The organism is Psychrilyobacter sp. (genome assembly GCF_049671765.1).
In the GTDB taxonomy this organism is placed as follows: Bacteria; Fusobacteriota; Fusobacteriia; order Fusobacteriales; family Fusobacteriaceae; genus Psychrilyobacter.
The window spans coordinates 1-15,308 of the sequence record NZ_JBATVM010000096.1; the positions used below are offsets into that span (position 1 = coordinate 1).

Consider the following 15,308-nt stretch of genomic DNA (forward strand, 5'->3'; position numbering starts at 1 on the left):
GTAGACACAGTAGTCGTATCTGTACAACACCACCCAGATGTTACACAAAGTGAGATCCATAAAACAATTATAGAGAAGGTCATCAATCCTACCCTTGAAAAATATAAACTAAACCCAAAATGTGTAAAACACTATCATATAAATCCTACAGGAAGATTCGTAATAGGAGGACCCCATGGAGATGTTGGTCTTACTGGAAGAAAGATAATTGTAGATACTTATGGAGGATATTTTAGACATGGTGGCGGAGCTTTTTCTGGGAAAGACCCTTCAAAAGTAGATAGATCAGCAGCATACGCCGCAAGATGGGTTGCAAAAAACATTGTAGGAGCAGATCTTGCAGAAAAATGTGAAGTGCAACTTTCCTATGCAATCGGTGTAGCTGAACCAACTTCTATAAAGATAGATTCTTTTGGTACTGGAAAAATCAGCGAGATAAAGATGGCAAATATTGTAAAAAATATATTTGATCTTACTCCTAAAGGAATAGAAAGTGATCTTGAATTGAGAAGTGGAAATTTTGAATATCAAGATCTAGCTGCATTTGGCCATATTGGAAGAACAGACATAGACCTTCCATGGGAAAGGTTAAATAAAGTAGATTTGATAAAATTTCAATTAAGAAAATAATAGTTATACAATTAAAAAAAGGCAAGTAGATGAATTAAACTACTTACCTTTTTTAGATATAAATATTTCAGTCTCTTAAAATAACATATATCTACTTTAATACCATTACACATACCTTATGGATTTTATTTTCCTAGTTTTCCTTCTATTTATTCTATCTTATCTTTTGGCATTAGCTTATTAAATATCAATGTAAATATTACCGCAAAGAATATTCTACCCCAAAATATTCCTATGAGCTTAGCTCCTAAAGGAATCATCAAAAGGGTATCCTCTATAAGAGCATGGCACAAACTCATAAATACTGCCACTAAAAATAAATCTCTTCTGTTATAACTTCCCTCTCTTACTTCTTTTATAATAAGTCCACTACCATAACTGATTCCCATGGTTAGTCCTACGATACATGTCAATGATAATTTTGGATCGATTCCTAAAAAAGACATCACAGGAGAAAATTTATTATTTATCCAGCCTATAACTCCTATTTTTTTCAATCCTTCCATAAATACTAAAAGAATAAATATAATAAGAAATATTGTTATATATTTTTTTAATTCTCCAAATATCCAGTTTGTAATACCTGAATTTGATTCTTTTATTGTAAATCTAAAAACTGCGGTTTCTTGATAGATATTAAAAGTTTTAAATAATAAATTTAGACATCCTCCTGCTATTACAGCACACAATACCCTTATACTTAAAATTTTCCACGGCTTTGCTCCTGTTTCCGATATAACTTTGAGTTCTACTGGAAGTGAATGAGCAAATAAAATTATACTAGCCACGATAGTTATCTCTGCCACTGTGAATGTATTAGTTTGTGCCATGGTAAATAACACTAATATTCCACCATAGATATTGGTTATCATGGCAGTTGCCCATACGATTCCCATCTCTCCACTGAGTCCCATTATTTTCATTAGCGGTGATAAAGTTTTAGAAAGTATTTCTATTATTCCAAAATTACTTCCGATCTTCACTAAAATACTTATAGGAAGCATTATTTTTAAAAGTTTCAAACTTATCTTTACACTTTCTTTTAATAATTTCATTTTTTGTCTCCTCTATGATTAATTTATTTTCCTTGGGGATTTAATTTTATCAATTTTTTAAATATCTATGTCAAAAAATTTGAATTTAATATAATTATATGTCATTATAAAACATTAGTAAAATAAATAATATCATTTTAAATAAATTAATTTAATTGGAGGTAGATTCATTGATAAAAGAAGCCTGTGTCGAAAATTTTATAGAAGCTAAAAAAGCACAAATTGCTGGTGCTGAGAGAATCGAACTTTGCGAAAATCTAGCTCAAGGTGGAACTACACCGTCCTATGGAACAGTAAAAAAAGTATTAGAGAAAATAAAAATTCCTGTTCTTGTTATGATAAGACCTAGAGGAGGTGACTTTTGCTATAGCTCTTCTGAGATTGATATTATGATTGAAGATATAAAATTATTCAAAAAATTAGGTGTAAAGGGAGTAGTTTTAGGAGTTTTGACAAAAAACAATAAAATTGATTATTCTATCTTAAAAGACATCTTGAAAGAAACTAATGAAATGGAAGTAACCTTTCATAAAGCAATCGATGAAATTTCAAACCCTATAGATGAGATTGAAAAATTAATAAAATTAGGAATAGATAGAATTCTTACCTCTGGAGGAGCCAAAACAGCTCTTGAAGGAAAAGAAATTTTAAATAAAATGATTTCTATAGCCCATGGAAAAATTAAAATTGTAGTTGCTGGAGGGGTGACACTCGAAAATTTTGAGGTGGTAAGGTCTCAAATACTCTCTACTGAATTTCATGGAAAAAAAATTGTAGGAGATTTAAGTAAATAAAATTAAAAAACCCATCTTTAAATTTAAAAGATGGATTTTTTAATTAAAATTCTATAAGCAGTCTTGCAGGAAGAGCATCTAATCCTTCTATCTTAGTCGGTAGACAATACACTTTAAAACCCTTAATTGGAATTTTATTTAAATTACATAAATTTTCAATAGCATATTTTTTTGCTTGTCCCAATAATTTATCAATAGTACCATGATTTTTACCTTTTCCAATACCAAGGGCATCTATTCCTATCATATTTATATCTAATTCCGTTAATTTTTTTGCAAGATTTATAGATATTTCAGGATGATCAGCATATTTATTGTCCATTACGTATCTGTCCCAATTAGTTTGAAAAAAAATAAATTCTCCTCCTTCTATAAGGGATAGATCTATATCTTCTGCTTCCACTGGTCTATCAGTTATATGAGAAATATCATATTTAATTCCTTTTCCAATAAGTCTTTCTAGAGGAATCTCTACTCCTACACCCATAACATCTATATGGGTTCCCATATTATGAGTCGCAATAGTATATTCAATAGTTTTATATTCTGATTTTGTTCCTTGATTACAAATAATTTCTTTTACATCTAGTGCTGGAGATCCTGGTCTATATATTTTTCCTATTTTTGTTTCTTGAGTTACATCGATAAGCATAAATTACCTCCATTTAAAATAGCAGGTTGTTTAAAACAACCCACTATCATGATTATGTATATTAATCTACTTTTTGATATTTTGATCCAGAGCATATAGGGCACAGGTCTAAAATTTCACCCTTTTCCATCTTTAATTCCAATCCACATAATACACACATATAAGTTCCTTTTTCTACTTCATCTCCAAAATAATAAAATTTTTCCACAGAATCATCTCCTAAATTTGGATCATAAATATTTATAATTACAATACACAAAATATCATTATTATAGATATTCCCCCACCTAAAATTTGTCTTCTACAACTTGAAGTATTGCTTTTATATCTTTTAACTCTTCCATAGTTATTCCTGTTTTTTCTAAAATTTCCAAAGGTATATTTTTAGCTTTTGTTTTTAGTCCCAAGCCTTTCTTTGTTATCCCAATCACTATTTTTCTACAATCAATATCCAAAGTCACTCGTTCAACCAGCTCCATTTTTTCTAGTTTTTTCAACATAGGTGACAATGTTCCTGTTTTTAAATCTAATTTTTTGCTCATATCAGAAAATGATATTTTATTATATTCCCACATTACTAACATAGCCAAATATTGAGGATAAGTAAGGTCTAACTTATCTAATAAAGGTTTATAGGATCTTATAATTGATCTTGATATCTTATAAAATTTAAAACAAAGTTGCATATCTAGTTTCAAATAATCTTCCATCTCTTCACCTCAAACATTACTTTTCTATCCCATCTGCCAATTCTTTTAAAATGTTACTATGCCTTAATTCTACATTTCCCAATACTTCATATACTTTTGCTACTTCAGAAAATCCTTCTGATTGGGCTATTTTTGAAAATTTAGGGTATGTTTCTTCATATGCTTGATATTCTCCTGCAGAAGCCCTTCTTAAATTTGAAACTGTTTCACCACACATAGATCTCAAGTTTTCTATATCTATATTTATTTCAGCTTCTCCTAGAAATTTTTTAAATACTTCACTATGTCCAACCTCTTCCTTAGCTAATTTTTCAAATGATAATGCTACATTTTCATGTCCCTCTTCTCTAGCTTTTCCTGCAAATATTTTATATAGTGCATCGCCTGCTAATTCTCCTTGATATGACTGTATTAAGTTTTTTTCAGTTTGACTTCCTTTTATATTCATGGTGTACCTCCTAATTAATTTAGATCGTGTACGATCTTTTTTAAAGTATATCCCATAAGTACTTATCTGTCAATTTTTTTATTATACACCTTGATATTCTATTCTATTTCTACCATTATTTTTAGCTTTATATAGTAAATTATCAACTCTTTCTAAAGACAAATTCAAAGTATCTGCTCTCATATTTCTTATAACTCCCATACTGACAGTTACAACTACATCATTTTCCCATTTCATATCTTCTATTTTTTGCCTTAGTCTCTCAGCTGCTTCAATCCCTTCAGAAAATGAAGTATTAGGAAATATTATTAAAAATTCTTCCCCTCCATATCTTCCAAATTTATCTGTTTTCTTTATATTTTTTGAGACTTCTTTACAAACTCCCTTCAGTACTTCATCTCCAAATAGATGTCCAAATTTATCATTTAATTTCTTAAACTTATCTAAATCAAACATAATAACTACGTATTCTGATCCAAATTTTTTTGATTTCTCAATTTCTACTTCTATAAAACTTATAATTGCCCTTCTATTATATATACTAGTTAAAACATCTGTTTCAGAAATATACTTTAATTCTACCTCTCTTTTAACTATCTCATGATTCATTTTTTTTATAGCGTCCTTTATGATTCTTAATTCACTTTTTTCCCCTATGATTTCAGTCAATTTATCTATATTTTTAGTATAATTTCCATTAGAGATACTATTAACTATATAAGATAACCTATTCAATGACTTATCAAAAGATTTACCAAAAATAAATAATATAACACTAATAACTATTATAACTAAAAATACTATTATTAATACTACCTTTCTTAAATAATAAAGAGGAGCATGGATACCTTTTTCCAAAACAACTCCTACTAAAGTTTCATTTAATCTTTTCAATTTATAAATATGATATACTATATTCCCTTCTGGAGTCTTTTTTTCAAATTCCTGACTTTCAAAATCACTTAAATTAATATTAGCTATATAACTAAGTTTCTCTTTATCACGGTCTGAGCCAATAAGCATATTACTATTTTTATCTAATAAAAAAAAATTACCAGTTTCTCCAACTTTATGCTCTGATAAAATTTCAGAAATTACAGATAGATCTAACAGTGCTGTCAACACTCCTTTTACCTGACCATTTATTTCTAACTTTTTAGATATTGTAATTATAGGCTCCTTCGTTCCCGAATGTATAAAAACTTCAGATAGATAATAATCTTCAGCATTTAATGCTCCTACATACCATGGCCTTATAGTAGGATCAAAATCCAAAGATAAATTTTGATCCCCTGCATTTTCATCAAAAAACATTTTTTTCTCAGCTGTTCCATAGGCTATAAACTTAACCGCACTTTCCAAAGTAGATAGTTTATTCATATGATGAAGCATATGAATAGTTCTCTCTTGATCAACATCTCCATAATCTGTTGTTTCTAAATAATCATCTTCATTTTTGTAGATTCCCTCTAAGTAACTGAGTAACTCAATACTATTCAATATTTTTTCATCTAAATGCTTTTCTATAGTTTGACTTGTGAATTCTATTTTTTCCTCTTCTAATTTATTTAGTCTTTCTGAAAAAATAAAATATGTAACTATAGAAATTATCAATATTGGAATAATTGCTGTAAAAAAATTAACTATATATATATTCTTTTTTAAGTTCATTTAATCACCTCTATGTAGTTATACATTATATCTTTGCCTTTCCTCTATTAAATAACATCTTAATAAAAAAATTCAATTCTATTTAGTATAGTCCAAATAAAAAAGGAATATCTATAAATAAAAAGTACAATATAGAATATCTTTGTAAAATCTATAAAAAAACATATACTAAATTTATTCAAGGAGAAGAAAATTATGGAAAAAATTATATTCATGGGAGCATCTTTTTTATTATTATTTATATTAGAAAGGATTATCCCACAAGTAAATAAAAATATTGTTGCAAAAACACATGATATAAGCAATATAAGTCTTGGAATAGTCAATTTATTTATTGGAAGATTTTTTTCACTCTTTACAGTTTATGCATTAGCTAAATACCTTGAAAATATGGAAATCGGAATTATTAATATCACCTCTTTAAATTCTAATTTTAAACTTATCTTAGGAGTTATATTTTTAGACTGTATAAATTACTGGTGGCATCGAATGCTTCATAGAAACTTATTTTTAAGACACTTTCATAATATTCACCATACAGACAGACTCCTCAATGTTTCTTCTGCCCTAAGGTTTCATTTTTTTGAGGTACTCATGGGACACCTATTCAAACTACCATTTATACTTTTAATGGGAATACCTGTAGAAGCTCTTTTACTCTATGATGTTATATTTAACATAAATGTCTATTTCCACCACAGTAATATAAAGATCAATCGAAATTTAGATATTTTCCTCTCAAAATTTATTGTGACTCCATATATCCATAGGATCCACCATTCTTTAAAGCAAAAGGAATCCAATTCTAATTTTTCATCCTTTCTTATATTATGGGATAAAATCTTTGGAACTTTTCTTCCCCAAGGTGATACCTCTACACCTAAGTATGGAATACCTGGGTATGTAGAAAATAAATATCAGCAATTTCTATATATGATAAGACAACCATTTGTAAAAAAACTCCATTGAAAATTTAGAATGAAAAGTGACATGAGATAGGTTCCAATAAGCTCAATCCAAATTATTTTTAAAAAAACCAGAGATAAATATCTCTGGTTTTTAGTTTTTATAAGCTTACTTTAACGCCTTTAATTTTGGAAATTTTCCAAGTTATTTTTTTAGAGCTTTTCCAAGGAGTTTTCTATAAATCCCTTTTTTTATATTTAATTATATAATACAAGTACCAAAAAAAAGGATTTTTATAATAAAAAAAGAATATAGTATTATAGTTAAATTCATTCTTATTAAATTTTAACTTTGTCAAATTATTTTTTTTTATTTAAGGAGGTTATTTATGAGTCAAGCTGTTGATTTTCTCAACTCGATAATCTGGAGTCCAGTACTGGTGTATTTACTTCTTGCAACAGGACTTTACTTCTCATTTGCAACACGATTTATGCAAATACGTCATTTAAAAGAAATGGTAAGATTACTTTTTGGTGGTCAAGAATCTGAACAAGGAGTTTCTTCTTTTCAGGCATTTGCACTAGCCGTTTCTGGAAGAGTAGGAACAGGTAATATAGCAGGAGTTGCAACTGCCATTGCTCTCGGTGGTCCAGGAGCATTATTTTGGATGTGGGTTATAGCATTTTTAGGAGCAGGTTCTGCATATGTAGAATCAGCATTAGCTCAAATTTATAAGGTTGAAATTGATAATCAGTATCGTGGTGGACCTTCATATTACATTGAAAAAGGTCTTGGTATAAAATGGTATGCTGTATTATTTGCAATTGCTTCTGTTATTGCAATGGGATTTTTATTACCAGGTGTTCAAGCAAACAGTATCGCTACAGGTGTACAAACTGCTTTCGGTATTAGTCCCTATATAACTGGTGGTATTATAGTGGTTCTATTGGGAATTATTATCTTCGGTGGTGTCCATAGAATGGGTAAAGCAGCTGAAATTCTTGTACCATTTATGGCTGGAGCTTATATACTTGTTGCTCTTATAATCATTGTCGTTAATATTACACAACTTCCAGCAGTTTTTATGTTAATTATTAAGAGTGCTTTTGGTGTAGACGCAGCCTTTGGTGGAATTTTAGGTATGGCAATTTCATGGGGAGTAAAGCGTGGTATCTATTCTAACGAAGCTGGTCAAGGTACTGGTCCTATGGCAGCTGGTGCTGCTGAGGTTTCTCATCCTGCTAAACAAGGATTGGTTCAAGCATTTTCAGTTTATATAGATACATTATTTGTCTGTAGTGCAACAGGATTTATGATTCTATTAACTGGTGCCTATAATGTCCGTGATAAAGTTGGTGGATTCATTGTTGAAAATATTCCGGGTGTTGACTATGGACCAGCATATACACAAATGGCAGTTGATTCTTTTATTCCAGGTTTTGGGAGTAAATTTGTTGCTATTGCATTATTCTTATTTGCGTTTACTACTTTGATGGCTTATTACTATTATGCAGAGACTTGTATTATTTATTTATTTAAAGGAAGTCAACACCATAAAAAAGTTGTCAATTTAATGAGATTAGCATTACTGGTTGCTATTTATTATGGAGCAATCAAAACAGCTTCATTAGCTTGGGGATTAGGAGATGTAGGTGTAGGACTTATGGCATGGTTAAATATTATTGCTATTATTCTTTTAAGAAAGCCTGCATTAGATAGTCTTAAAGACTATGAAGAGCAAAGAGCTCAGGGACTAGATCCACAATATGATTCTATAAAAATGGGAGTAAAAAATGCAGAATTTTGGGAAGGTGGGTATAAACATCATCCAGATTATAAAAAACATCACCATAATGTTTAGTCTTTATCTAGAAATATAAAAGTATTAATACTTAGAAGTTAGTTTAAAATAAAAAAGGGCAGTATCTAGTTTGTTTTTACTAGATACCGTCCTTTTTTAATAAAGTTCTTCCTTGTATATATCTACATAAGTTAGATATATTCTTAGATCTAACTCTACATGCCCACAATTTTCTTCCATAGACTGACAAAGTCTATAAAAAGCTTTATCATGATTCTTTTCCTTTAAATGTGCCAATTCATGAATCACTATATGATTCAAAAATTCTAATGGCATTTTTTTGAATTTAGAAGCTATTTTTATTTCATTTTTCACCTTTGTTTTTTTACCTTGTTTCCTAGGAATATATGAGTGGAGTCCCAAAGCTTGATTTTCTAATATTATTTTTCCATCATAAACTACCTTTGACAGTGGCTGACTCTTCTTTAAAAAATTATTTTTTATCTCCATTGTATATTCATAAAGTTGTTTATCTGTATCTATTCTATGAGCTTTAGGATATTTTTTTTTAATATAATCTCCTAATTTTTTTTCTTTAATCAACTGTTCTACCTGTTGTAAAACATTTTCTGAATATCCATTTAAATATTTAAATTCCATTTTTATCCTTTCTTAAATTTTCTATACAATCATTAATTTGCTATCTCATTTAATATAACTATTACTATGCCTAAAATAATTTCAAAATCTGCAATATTAAATACAGGCCACCCCTTTAGATTAAAATATATAAAATCACTTACATATCCTTTTTGTAATCTATTGATAAAATTTCCAAATCCACCTGCTAATATTAAGGAATAAGCAAAATAATTATTCATATCAGCATATAAAAGATAGCTTAAATAAATGAATAAAAATAAATTTATAATTAATATTAACTTCTTTTTCCCAGATAATTTATTAAATGCTATCCCATAGTTTCTCATATAGATCAATTGTATCTTCCCACCAAACAGATATTTTGGAAGATTTAAGCTTTTCTCAGCCCATCCTTTAGTCCACAGATCCAAGGTTAAAAAAATTATTATTATTCCTAAGGCAAATAATAACTCTCTACTCAAATTCATACCCATCATATTGATATAATTTATTATGTTCAATGGTAGCTAAAAGTCTCTTAATATAAACCTCTTCCATTTCACTATATTTGTCTAATTTAGGGACTAAAATCTTATAGTCATCTGTTGTTTGGAGTTCTTTACGAAATTCACTATAAGCTTTGTGTCTAGCCAAAAGTTTCATATAATCAGAAATAGATTCTTTTAATGTCGGATAGCTTCTTAGATACACTTGTTTATTGACCCTAGCCTGTCCAGCTTTTATCCTTGGTTCTGTAGGATCTACTGACCATACACCAAATATGTTATTTGCTTTTTCAAAGAATCTAGATGTTCCCCATCCACTTTCTAAAATAGCTTGTGAAAGTAAAATTGATATAGGAACAGGTTTCAATTTATGATATAAAACTTCTATGTCTTTTTCTTTAACTCTATATTTTTCATACATTTTTGAAAGGTATTCTTCATCTCTGTCTTCTTTCCCTTCCATCATTAGTTTTAAACCCTCTCTAGTCTCTTCTATCTCTTCTACCACAATCATAGCTGTAGGCACAATAATTTCAAAGAAAGCTTGCTTTTTCTTAAAAACATTCAAATCTTTTAAAGATACATTACCCATGTTATAAACCACTCTAGGAACTAATTTTTCTCCTGGAATCAACTGAATATCAGATAAATGAAGTAAATCTATCTTTTTATAAGTACCTTTTTCCCCTAAGTTCAGTTGATCATTTTTTTTATTCTTTAATTTTGTATTTTCTTTTTTCTTATTCTTTTTAGCTACTTCAGTTTCTAATTGAGAGAAATTAATAATTACAACAATTAAATAAAGTAAAAATAATTTAATCCCCACGGCTACCTCCTTTGAAACACTATAATATTCTTATGATTATATTTTATTATATCTAAGTTGTATTTCCTGCTTATAGCATCAAAAGTTTTTTTATTATAAAATACAACATGGGTAGCATCTTGAATATACCACCACTTTTTAAACTCCTCGTCAGTAGGAGGAGAGACCGCCGTCATGAGAATTAATTTACCATTTTTCTTCAAAATAGACAACAAAATTTCTAGAGTTTCTATAGGTATATATATATGTTCAAAGACCTCTGTCGAGATAATTACATCATACATTTTATCCAAATAATCTTTTTTATTATAGAAATATTTATCGTAGATATCGACCTTATATCCTTCTTTTTCCATTACATCAGCTAATACTGGCTGAGGCCCTGAACCGTAATCTAGGATATTATTTTCTTTATCTAAAACATCTTCTATATAATTTATAAATTTTTTAAAATAAGATCTATATGATGGATCTGAAATCTCATTGTTATGGACTTCATATCTCTTACCTTCATCTTCAGAGGTTAAAATATGAGCCTTATCTATAAAAATAAATTCACACTTTTTACATTTATAGTATTTTTTTAATCCAGCTTTATTTTTCACTTCAATTAGATGAAGATCTTCATTTTCACATATATTACACTTCATAGATTTAAAATACTCCTTTATGCAAGTTGTAAGGAGTATATTCTCCTACTCCAGTTTTAATACTCTCTAATACTTTTCTCATCTCAAAGTCTGACTCCAAAACAAAGTCTAACCTTACTTCAGCTAATCCTAAATCTTTTAATTTGTCGATTCTAGATATTACGTTCATAGGATTTTCTAAAAAGACTTGAGTATTACCTAATTTATTAGTATGAAGTCTAAAATTATCTCCATTTTCATTGGTTAAGTTATCAGCTTCTACATTAAGATTTTCTATATACATCCCTGTAAGATGACCATAAACCATCATCCCGCATCTACTCAATTCTAGAGTACTTAGATAATCAAGATCAAACTCAGGTGACAGATAGATAACTCCTACATTTTTTATCTTTGCAAATTCCTCTATAGATCTACTGTTAGCTATATTAAAGTTGTAGTCTACAGATACAACCTCATTTTCATTTTGTATTAATTGATATAGATTAGAAGCTAATCTTGATTTTGTATCAATTTTTTCTAAATTAGATTCCTTCGCTACTTCAGGCCCTCTATAATAGATTTTTTTAATTCCAAATTCTTTAGCTACTTTAAATTGAGCCTTATTTACAACAGAAACTGCCACTGTAGTTCTATAGTCATTTTCACTTATTGTAGATGTAAATCCAACAGCTTCATAAGTGTCTAAAGTTCTCCTAGTCGTTGCTAAATATTCATTTTCAAATTTTTCAATGGCTTGTCTTTTTATATCCTTTAAAGTTTTAAGTGAAACAAAGGCTTTTCCATCATATTGAATATCAAGGGTAGATAATTTTAGTGTAGAATTCCCCATCTCTCCTAATTTATCAAATATAGTTTCATTATCTAAAGGTCTTTTTTGAGCTTCTTCTAAGATATCTCCTACAATAGATAAAGTTATTCCATTTGTATAGATATCAAATCTTATAGGCTCTCCTACATGTGCAAAGAACTTCCCACCTATATGCATTCTACCCTTTGCAGTTTTCAATGTAGATTCAATACTATCGTTTAATGCTTTATCAAATGTTTTATATATAAATTTAGTCCCTTTAGGTGGATATATACTAATTAGATCTAATCTTTTCGCTTCTTTCACTTTTTTACCCATAATAATAATCTGATTTAGATATTCACCCTGTAATATATTCATATCCTTATCTAAATAAGCTATACCGTCTCCTAAAATAACTGTAGTATTTAATTTTAATATTCTACCTCTAACATCACCAATACTATATCCATAATTAGAAGCATATTGACTATTCATTAATTTTTCGCTATCATTTTTATAAAAATGTCCCTTTGAGTACCCTCTGTTAAATATTTTTTCAGGATGATGGCTTTCATTTTTATCTTCCAATATATCTCTATATTTCCCTACCATTTCATAAACATAATTAGGCGATTTCATTCTTCCTTCTATTTTAATTGCATCTATTCCTACATTTTTTAGTTTTTCAATCTCAACCTTATCTAGCATTTGGTCTTTTGGACTCAAAAGATATCCACTTTCTTTTTTAGTTGTTGTGTATTTTTTTCTACAAACTTGTGCACACATTCCTCTGTTACCACTTCTACTACCAATAAAACTACTAATATAGCAATTTCCTGAATAAGATATGCATAGAGCTCCAGATACAAATACCTCTAATTCTACCTTAGTTTTCTTTCTAATATTTTTGATTTCTTCAAAACTAAGTTCACGGGATAAAACAACCCTTTTAAACCCTAAATTATATAGATAGTTAGCTTCAACATGATTAGCTATAGTCATCTGAGTACTACCATGAATATCTAAATCTTTAAAATTATCTTTTAAATATCTGAAAACACCTAAATCTTGTACGATTACAGCATCTAATCCATGTTCATAAAGTGACGATAAATTCATATATAAAGAGTCTAACTCACTATCTTTCATAATTGTATTCAATGTCAGTAAGACTTTGACTCCTCTTAAATGTGCATAATCAATAGCATCTTTTAATTCATTAATAGTAAAATTAATAGCTGATCTTCTAGCCCCAAAACCTTTTAGTCCTAGATAAACCTCATTTGCGCCACCTTTTATGGCTGCTTCCATCCTCTCTATATCCCCTGCAGGAGCAATTATTTTCATCTTTCCACCTCTATTTTTAAATTTTTATTTACCTAATATAGTACTATATTTTATAGGTTTTATCAAGAGTTAAAACCTAAGCACTAAAAATCAATAACTGATAATAATATTATTTTTTCTTTAAGTTGATTACCAATTAATATCAATCTTCACAAATAAAAAATATTAAAAAACCTAGTCACAAATTAAACCTTTTAAATTTGTTATAACTAATATAATTCGTGACCAAAATAGGAAAATTAAGTTTTCTTCTCTATCTTTATGCTATAATATTTTATAACAAATAAACTTAAATTTTGAGAGGATGAAAATTAATGAAAATAGGAAAATTAACTGCTTCACAACTAAAAGAAGTGATTTTCAATAATATAAAAAAGAAAAGAAAAGAATTTTTAAATTCACCAGGAATAGGAGATGACTGTGCTGCTATAGATCTAGGAGAAAAAGTATGTTATATTAGCTCTGATCCCATTACCGGTGCAGTTTCTGAGATAGGTAAATTAGCTGTAAATATAACCTGTAACGATATAGCTACTACAGGTGTTGAGCCTATGGGTATCATGGTTACTATATTAGCTCCTCCATCTACTAGTATAGAAGACCTACAAAATATAATGATTGATATGGAATCTGAATGTGCCAAATTAAATATTGATATTTTAGGAGGCCATACTGAAATTACCGATGCTGTAAATAAAATCATAATATCTGTAACAGGTTTAGGTTTTGGAACTAAAGAGCACTATGAAGATAAAAAAGAAATTTTAGAGGGAGATATAATCTTACTCACTAAAGGAACGGGGATAGAAGGCACAGCTATCATAGCCCATGAAAAAGAAAAAGAATTAAAAACTATATTATCCCAAAGTGAAATTGACTATGGAAAATCTATGATGGATCTTACTAGTGTTGTCAAGGAAGGCCTCTTGTCTTCACAACTTTCTAAAGGAATGCACGATGTCACAGAAGGAGGAATCTTAGGAGCAATTTGGGAAGTTGCAGAGCTTTCTAAATTAGGAGTTACTATCTACCACGATCAATTAAATATTTCTGATGTTACCAATAAAATTTGTGATTATTATAAGATCGACCCATTAAAATTAATTTCCAGTGGATCAATGCTTATTATTGTCTCTTCTAAAAATAAGGATATCCTATTAAATAAATTAATATCACATGATATCCCTACTTTTGAAATCGGTTATTTTACAAAAAATATCAATGAAAAATACATATACGACTCTAATGATCAAAAGTTAAATATTTCTGAACCAGAAAGTGATGAACTTTATAAAGTCGTATAAACATATAAATTTTAGGAGGAACAAGATGAAGGTATCTATATTAAAAAAAGTAGTTGAACTCAGACAAAATGGTGAAAAATTAAAGGCTTTAGAAATTATAAAAACATATATAAAAGAAAACCCTAAAGATCCTATAGCTAACTATCAATGTGCATGGTGTTATGATACATTAGAACAAGAACAAGAAGCCATCCCTTATTATCTTAAAGCAATTGAAAATGGACTTTCTAGTGAAAATTTAGAGGGGGCTTATCTAGGTTTAGGAAGCACCTATCGATGTATAGGAGAGTATAAAAAATCAGAAGAAATTTTTAAAAGAGCCATGAATGAATTTCCAGATAATAAAGACTTTCAAGTCTTTTATTCTATGACTCTTTATAATTTAGGAGATCATAAAAATTCTATGGATATATTACTAAAAATTATAAGTGAAACTTCAAATGATACTAAAATTAAAAGCTATAAAGATGCCATTTTATTTTATTCTGATAAATTAGATAAAATATTTTAAAAAAATCAGAGAAAATGGAAAGTGCAACAAAAATGGGGTTCTCTTAGAGAACCCCATTTTTA

17 protein-coding genes are annotated in these 15,308 nt (G+C 28.8%); 6 read left to right on the forward strand and 11 right to left on the reverse strand.

Annotation, left to right across the window (positions count from 1 at the left end; all coding sequences use genetic code 11):
* The coding region (locus WBG30_RS04570; protein WP_424503459.1) for a methionine adenosyltransferase domain-containing protein at positions 1 to 630 on the forward strand (630 nt) is incomplete at its 5' end.
* 149 nt (positions 631 to 779) lie between these two features.
* Here the strand turns inward: WBG30_RS04570 and WBG30_RS04575 are convergent.
* A complete protein-coding gene (locus WBG30_RS04575) occupies positions 780 to 1,685 on the reverse strand; it encodes a nucleoside recognition domain-containing protein (RefSeq protein WP_424503460.1) in 906 nt (301 codons plus the stop codon).
* A 170-nt stretch (positions 1,686 to 1,855) separates the two neighbouring features.
* On the opposite strand from WBG30_RS04575, the gene WBG30_RS04580 reads away from it, so the two are divergent.
* Entirely contained in the window at positions 1,856 to 2,479 is a 624-nt protein-coding gene (locus tag WBG30_RS04580) for a copper homeostasis protein CutC (RefSeq protein WP_424503461.1), read from the forward strand.
* A 43-nt stretch (positions 2,480 to 2,522) separates the two neighbouring features.
* On the opposite strand, the gene WBG30_RS04585 is transcribed toward WBG30_RS04580, so the two are convergent.
* The 5 genes from WBG30_RS04585 to WBG30_RS04605 form a co-directional block, all read right to left on the reverse strand.
* Positions 2,523 to 3,131 carry a cyclase family protein gene (locus WBG30_RS04585; protein ID WP_424503462.1) on the reverse strand — a complete coding sequence of 203 codons (609 nt, stop codon included), beginning with the start codon at positions 3,129 to 3,131 and terminating at the stop codon, positions 2,523 to 2,525.
* Between the two features lie 61 nt (positions 3,132 to 3,192).
* Positions 3,193 to 3,339 (reverse strand): zinc ribbon-containing protein, encoded by a 147-nt coding sequence (locus WBG30_RS04590; protein WP_424503463.1) that lies wholly within the window; start codon positions 3,337 to 3,339, stop codon positions 3,193 to 3,195.
* A 79-nt stretch (positions 3,340 to 3,418) separates the two neighbouring features.
* Complete coding sequence (locus WBG30_RS04595) at positions 3,419 to 3,841, reverse strand: MarR family winged helix-turn-helix transcriptional regulator (RefSeq protein ID WP_424503464.1); 423 nt, start codon at positions 3,839 to 3,841, stop codon at positions 3,419 to 3,421.
* Positions 3,842 to 3,857: 16 nt separating this feature from the next.
* Positions 3,858 to 4,289, reverse strand: coding sequence for a rubrerythrin family protein (locus WBG30_RS04600; protein ID WP_424503465.1), 432 nt, complete (start codon positions 4,287 to 4,289; stop codon positions 3,858 to 3,860).
* A gap of 81 nt (positions 4,290 to 4,370) precedes the next feature.
* Positions 4,371 to 5,960, reverse strand: coding sequence for a sensor domain-containing diguanylate cyclase (locus WBG30_RS04605; RefSeq protein WP_424503466.1), 1,590 nt, complete (start codon positions 5,958 to 5,960; stop codon positions 4,371 to 4,373).
* Between the two features lie 195 nt (positions 5,961 to 6,155).
* Between WBG30_RS04605 and WBG30_RS04610 the strand changes: the two genes are divergently transcribed.
* Both WBG30_RS04610 and WBG30_RS04615 read left to right on the forward strand, forming a co-directional pair.
* On the forward strand, positions 6,156 to 6,929 hold the full coding sequence (locus tag WBG30_RS04610) for a sterol desaturase family protein (protein ID WP_424503467.1): 774 nt from the start codon (positions 6,156 to 6,158) through the stop codon (positions 6,927 to 6,929).
* 325 nt (positions 6,930 to 7,254) lie between these two features.
* The gene (locus tag WBG30_RS04615; protein WP_424503468.1) at positions 7,255 to 8,727 is read left to right on the forward strand and encodes an alanine/glycine:cation symporter family protein; all 1,473 of its coding nucleotides are present in this window, start codon (positions 7,255 to 7,257) and stop codon (positions 8,725 to 8,727) included.
* Positions 8,728 to 8,823: 96 nt separating this feature from the next.
* Here WBG30_RS04615 and WBG30_RS04620 read toward each other — a convergent pair whose 3' ends face one another.
* From WBG30_RS04620 to WBG30_RS04640, 5 genes are read right to left on the reverse strand one after another with little or no spacing between them, the layout of a single operon-like run.
* On the reverse strand, positions 8,824 to 9,327 hold the full coding sequence (locus tag WBG30_RS04620; protein WP_424503469.1) for a YgjP-like metallopeptidase domain-containing protein: 504 nt from the start codon (positions 9,325 to 9,327) through the stop codon (positions 8,824 to 8,826).
* 32 nt (positions 9,328 to 9,359) lie between these two features.
* Positions 9,360 to 9,830 (reverse strand): signal peptidase II, encoded by a 471-nt coding sequence (lspA, locus tag WBG30_RS04625; protein WP_424503470.1) that lies wholly within the window; start codon positions 9,828 to 9,830, stop codon positions 9,360 to 9,362.
* The gene (locus WBG30_RS04630; protein ID WP_424503471.1) at positions 9,784 to 10,641 is read right to left on the reverse strand and encodes a glucosaminidase domain-containing protein; all 858 of its coding nucleotides are present in this window, start codon (positions 10,639 to 10,641) and stop codon (positions 9,784 to 9,786) included. The genes lspA and WBG30_RS04630 overlap by 47 nt, the downstream gene beginning before the upstream one ends.
* A 2-nt stretch (positions 10,642 to 10,643) precedes the next feature.
* A complete protein-coding gene (locus tag WBG30_RS04635) occupies positions 10,644 to 11,291 on the reverse strand; it encodes a class I SAM-dependent methyltransferase (protein WP_424503472.1) in 648 nt (215 codons plus the stop codon).
* 4 nt (positions 11,292 to 11,295) lie between these two features.
* Positions 11,296 to 13,431, reverse strand: coding sequence for a peptidase U32 family protein (locus WBG30_RS04640; protein WP_424503473.1), 2,136 nt, complete (start codon positions 13,429 to 13,431; stop codon positions 11,296 to 11,298).
* Between the two features lie 314 nt (positions 13,432 to 13,745).
* Here WBG30_RS04640 and WBG30_RS04645 point away from each other — a divergent pair, with 314 nt between their 5' ends.
* Together WBG30_RS04645 and WBG30_RS04650 are read left to right on the forward strand one after the other, a co-directional pair.
* Positions 13,746 to 14,735, forward strand: a complete 990-nt coding sequence (locus tag WBG30_RS04645; RefSeq protein WP_424503474.1) for an AIR synthase family protein — start codon at positions 13,746 to 13,748, stop codon at positions 14,733 to 14,735.
* Between the two features lie 25 nt (positions 14,736 to 14,760).
* Positions 14,761 to 15,246, forward strand: coding sequence for a tetratricopeptide repeat protein (locus WBG30_RS04650; protein ID WP_424503475.1), 486 nt, complete (start codon positions 14,761 to 14,763; stop codon positions 15,244 to 15,246).
* Positions 15,247 to 15,308 lie beyond the last annotated feature (62 nt).

Excerpts from the sequence above, each read along its gene's own strand:
- WBG30_RS04575 (WP_424503460.1), bottom strand. The coding sequence starts at position 1,685 with ATGAAATTATTAAAAGAAAGTGTAAAGATAAGTTTGAAACTTTTAAAA.
- WBG30_RS04640 (WP_424503473.1), bottom strand. The coding sequence starts at position 13,431 with ATGAAAATAATTGCTCCTGCAGGGGATATAGAGAGGATGGAAGCAGCC.
- WBG30_RS04645 (WP_424503474.1), top strand. The coding sequence starts at position 13,746 with ATGAAAATAGGAAAATTAACTGCTTCACAACTAAAAGAAGTGATTTTC.
- WBG30_RS04600 (WP_424503465.1), bottom strand. The coding sequence starts at position 4,289 with ATGAATATAAAAGGAAGTCAAACTGAAAAAAACTTAATACAGTCATAT.
- WBG30_RS04595 (WP_424503464.1), bottom strand. The coding sequence starts at position 3,841 with ATGGAAGATTATTTGAAACTAGATATGCAACTTTGTTTTAAATTTTAT.
- WBG30_RS04635 (WP_424503472.1), bottom strand. The coding sequence starts at position 11,291 with ATGAAGTGTAATATATGTGAAAATGAAGATCTTCATCTAATTGAAGTG.
- WBG30_RS04605 (WP_424503466.1), bottom strand. The coding sequence starts at position 5,960 with ATGAACTTAAAAAAGAATATATATATAGTTAATTTTTTTACAGCAATT.
- WBG30_RS04585 (WP_424503462.1), bottom strand. The coding sequence starts at position 3,131 with ATGCTTATCGATGTAACTCAAGAAACAAAAATAGGAAAAATATATAGA.
- WBG30_RS04650 (WP_424503475.1), top strand. The coding sequence starts at position 14,761 with ATGAAGGTATCTATATTAAAAAAAGTAGTTGAACTCAGACAAAATGGT.
- WBG30_RS04615 (WP_424503468.1), top strand. The coding sequence starts at position 7,255 with ATGAGTCAAGCTGTTGATTTTCTCAACTCGATAATCTGGAGTCCAGTA.
- WBG30_RS04610 (WP_424503467.1), top strand. The coding sequence starts at position 6,156 with ATGGAAAAAATTATATTCATGGGAGCATCTTTTTTATTATTATTTATA.
- WBG30_RS04620 (WP_424503469.1), bottom strand. The coding sequence starts at position 9,327 with ATGGAATTTAAATATTTAAATGGATATTCAGAAAATGTTTTACAACAG.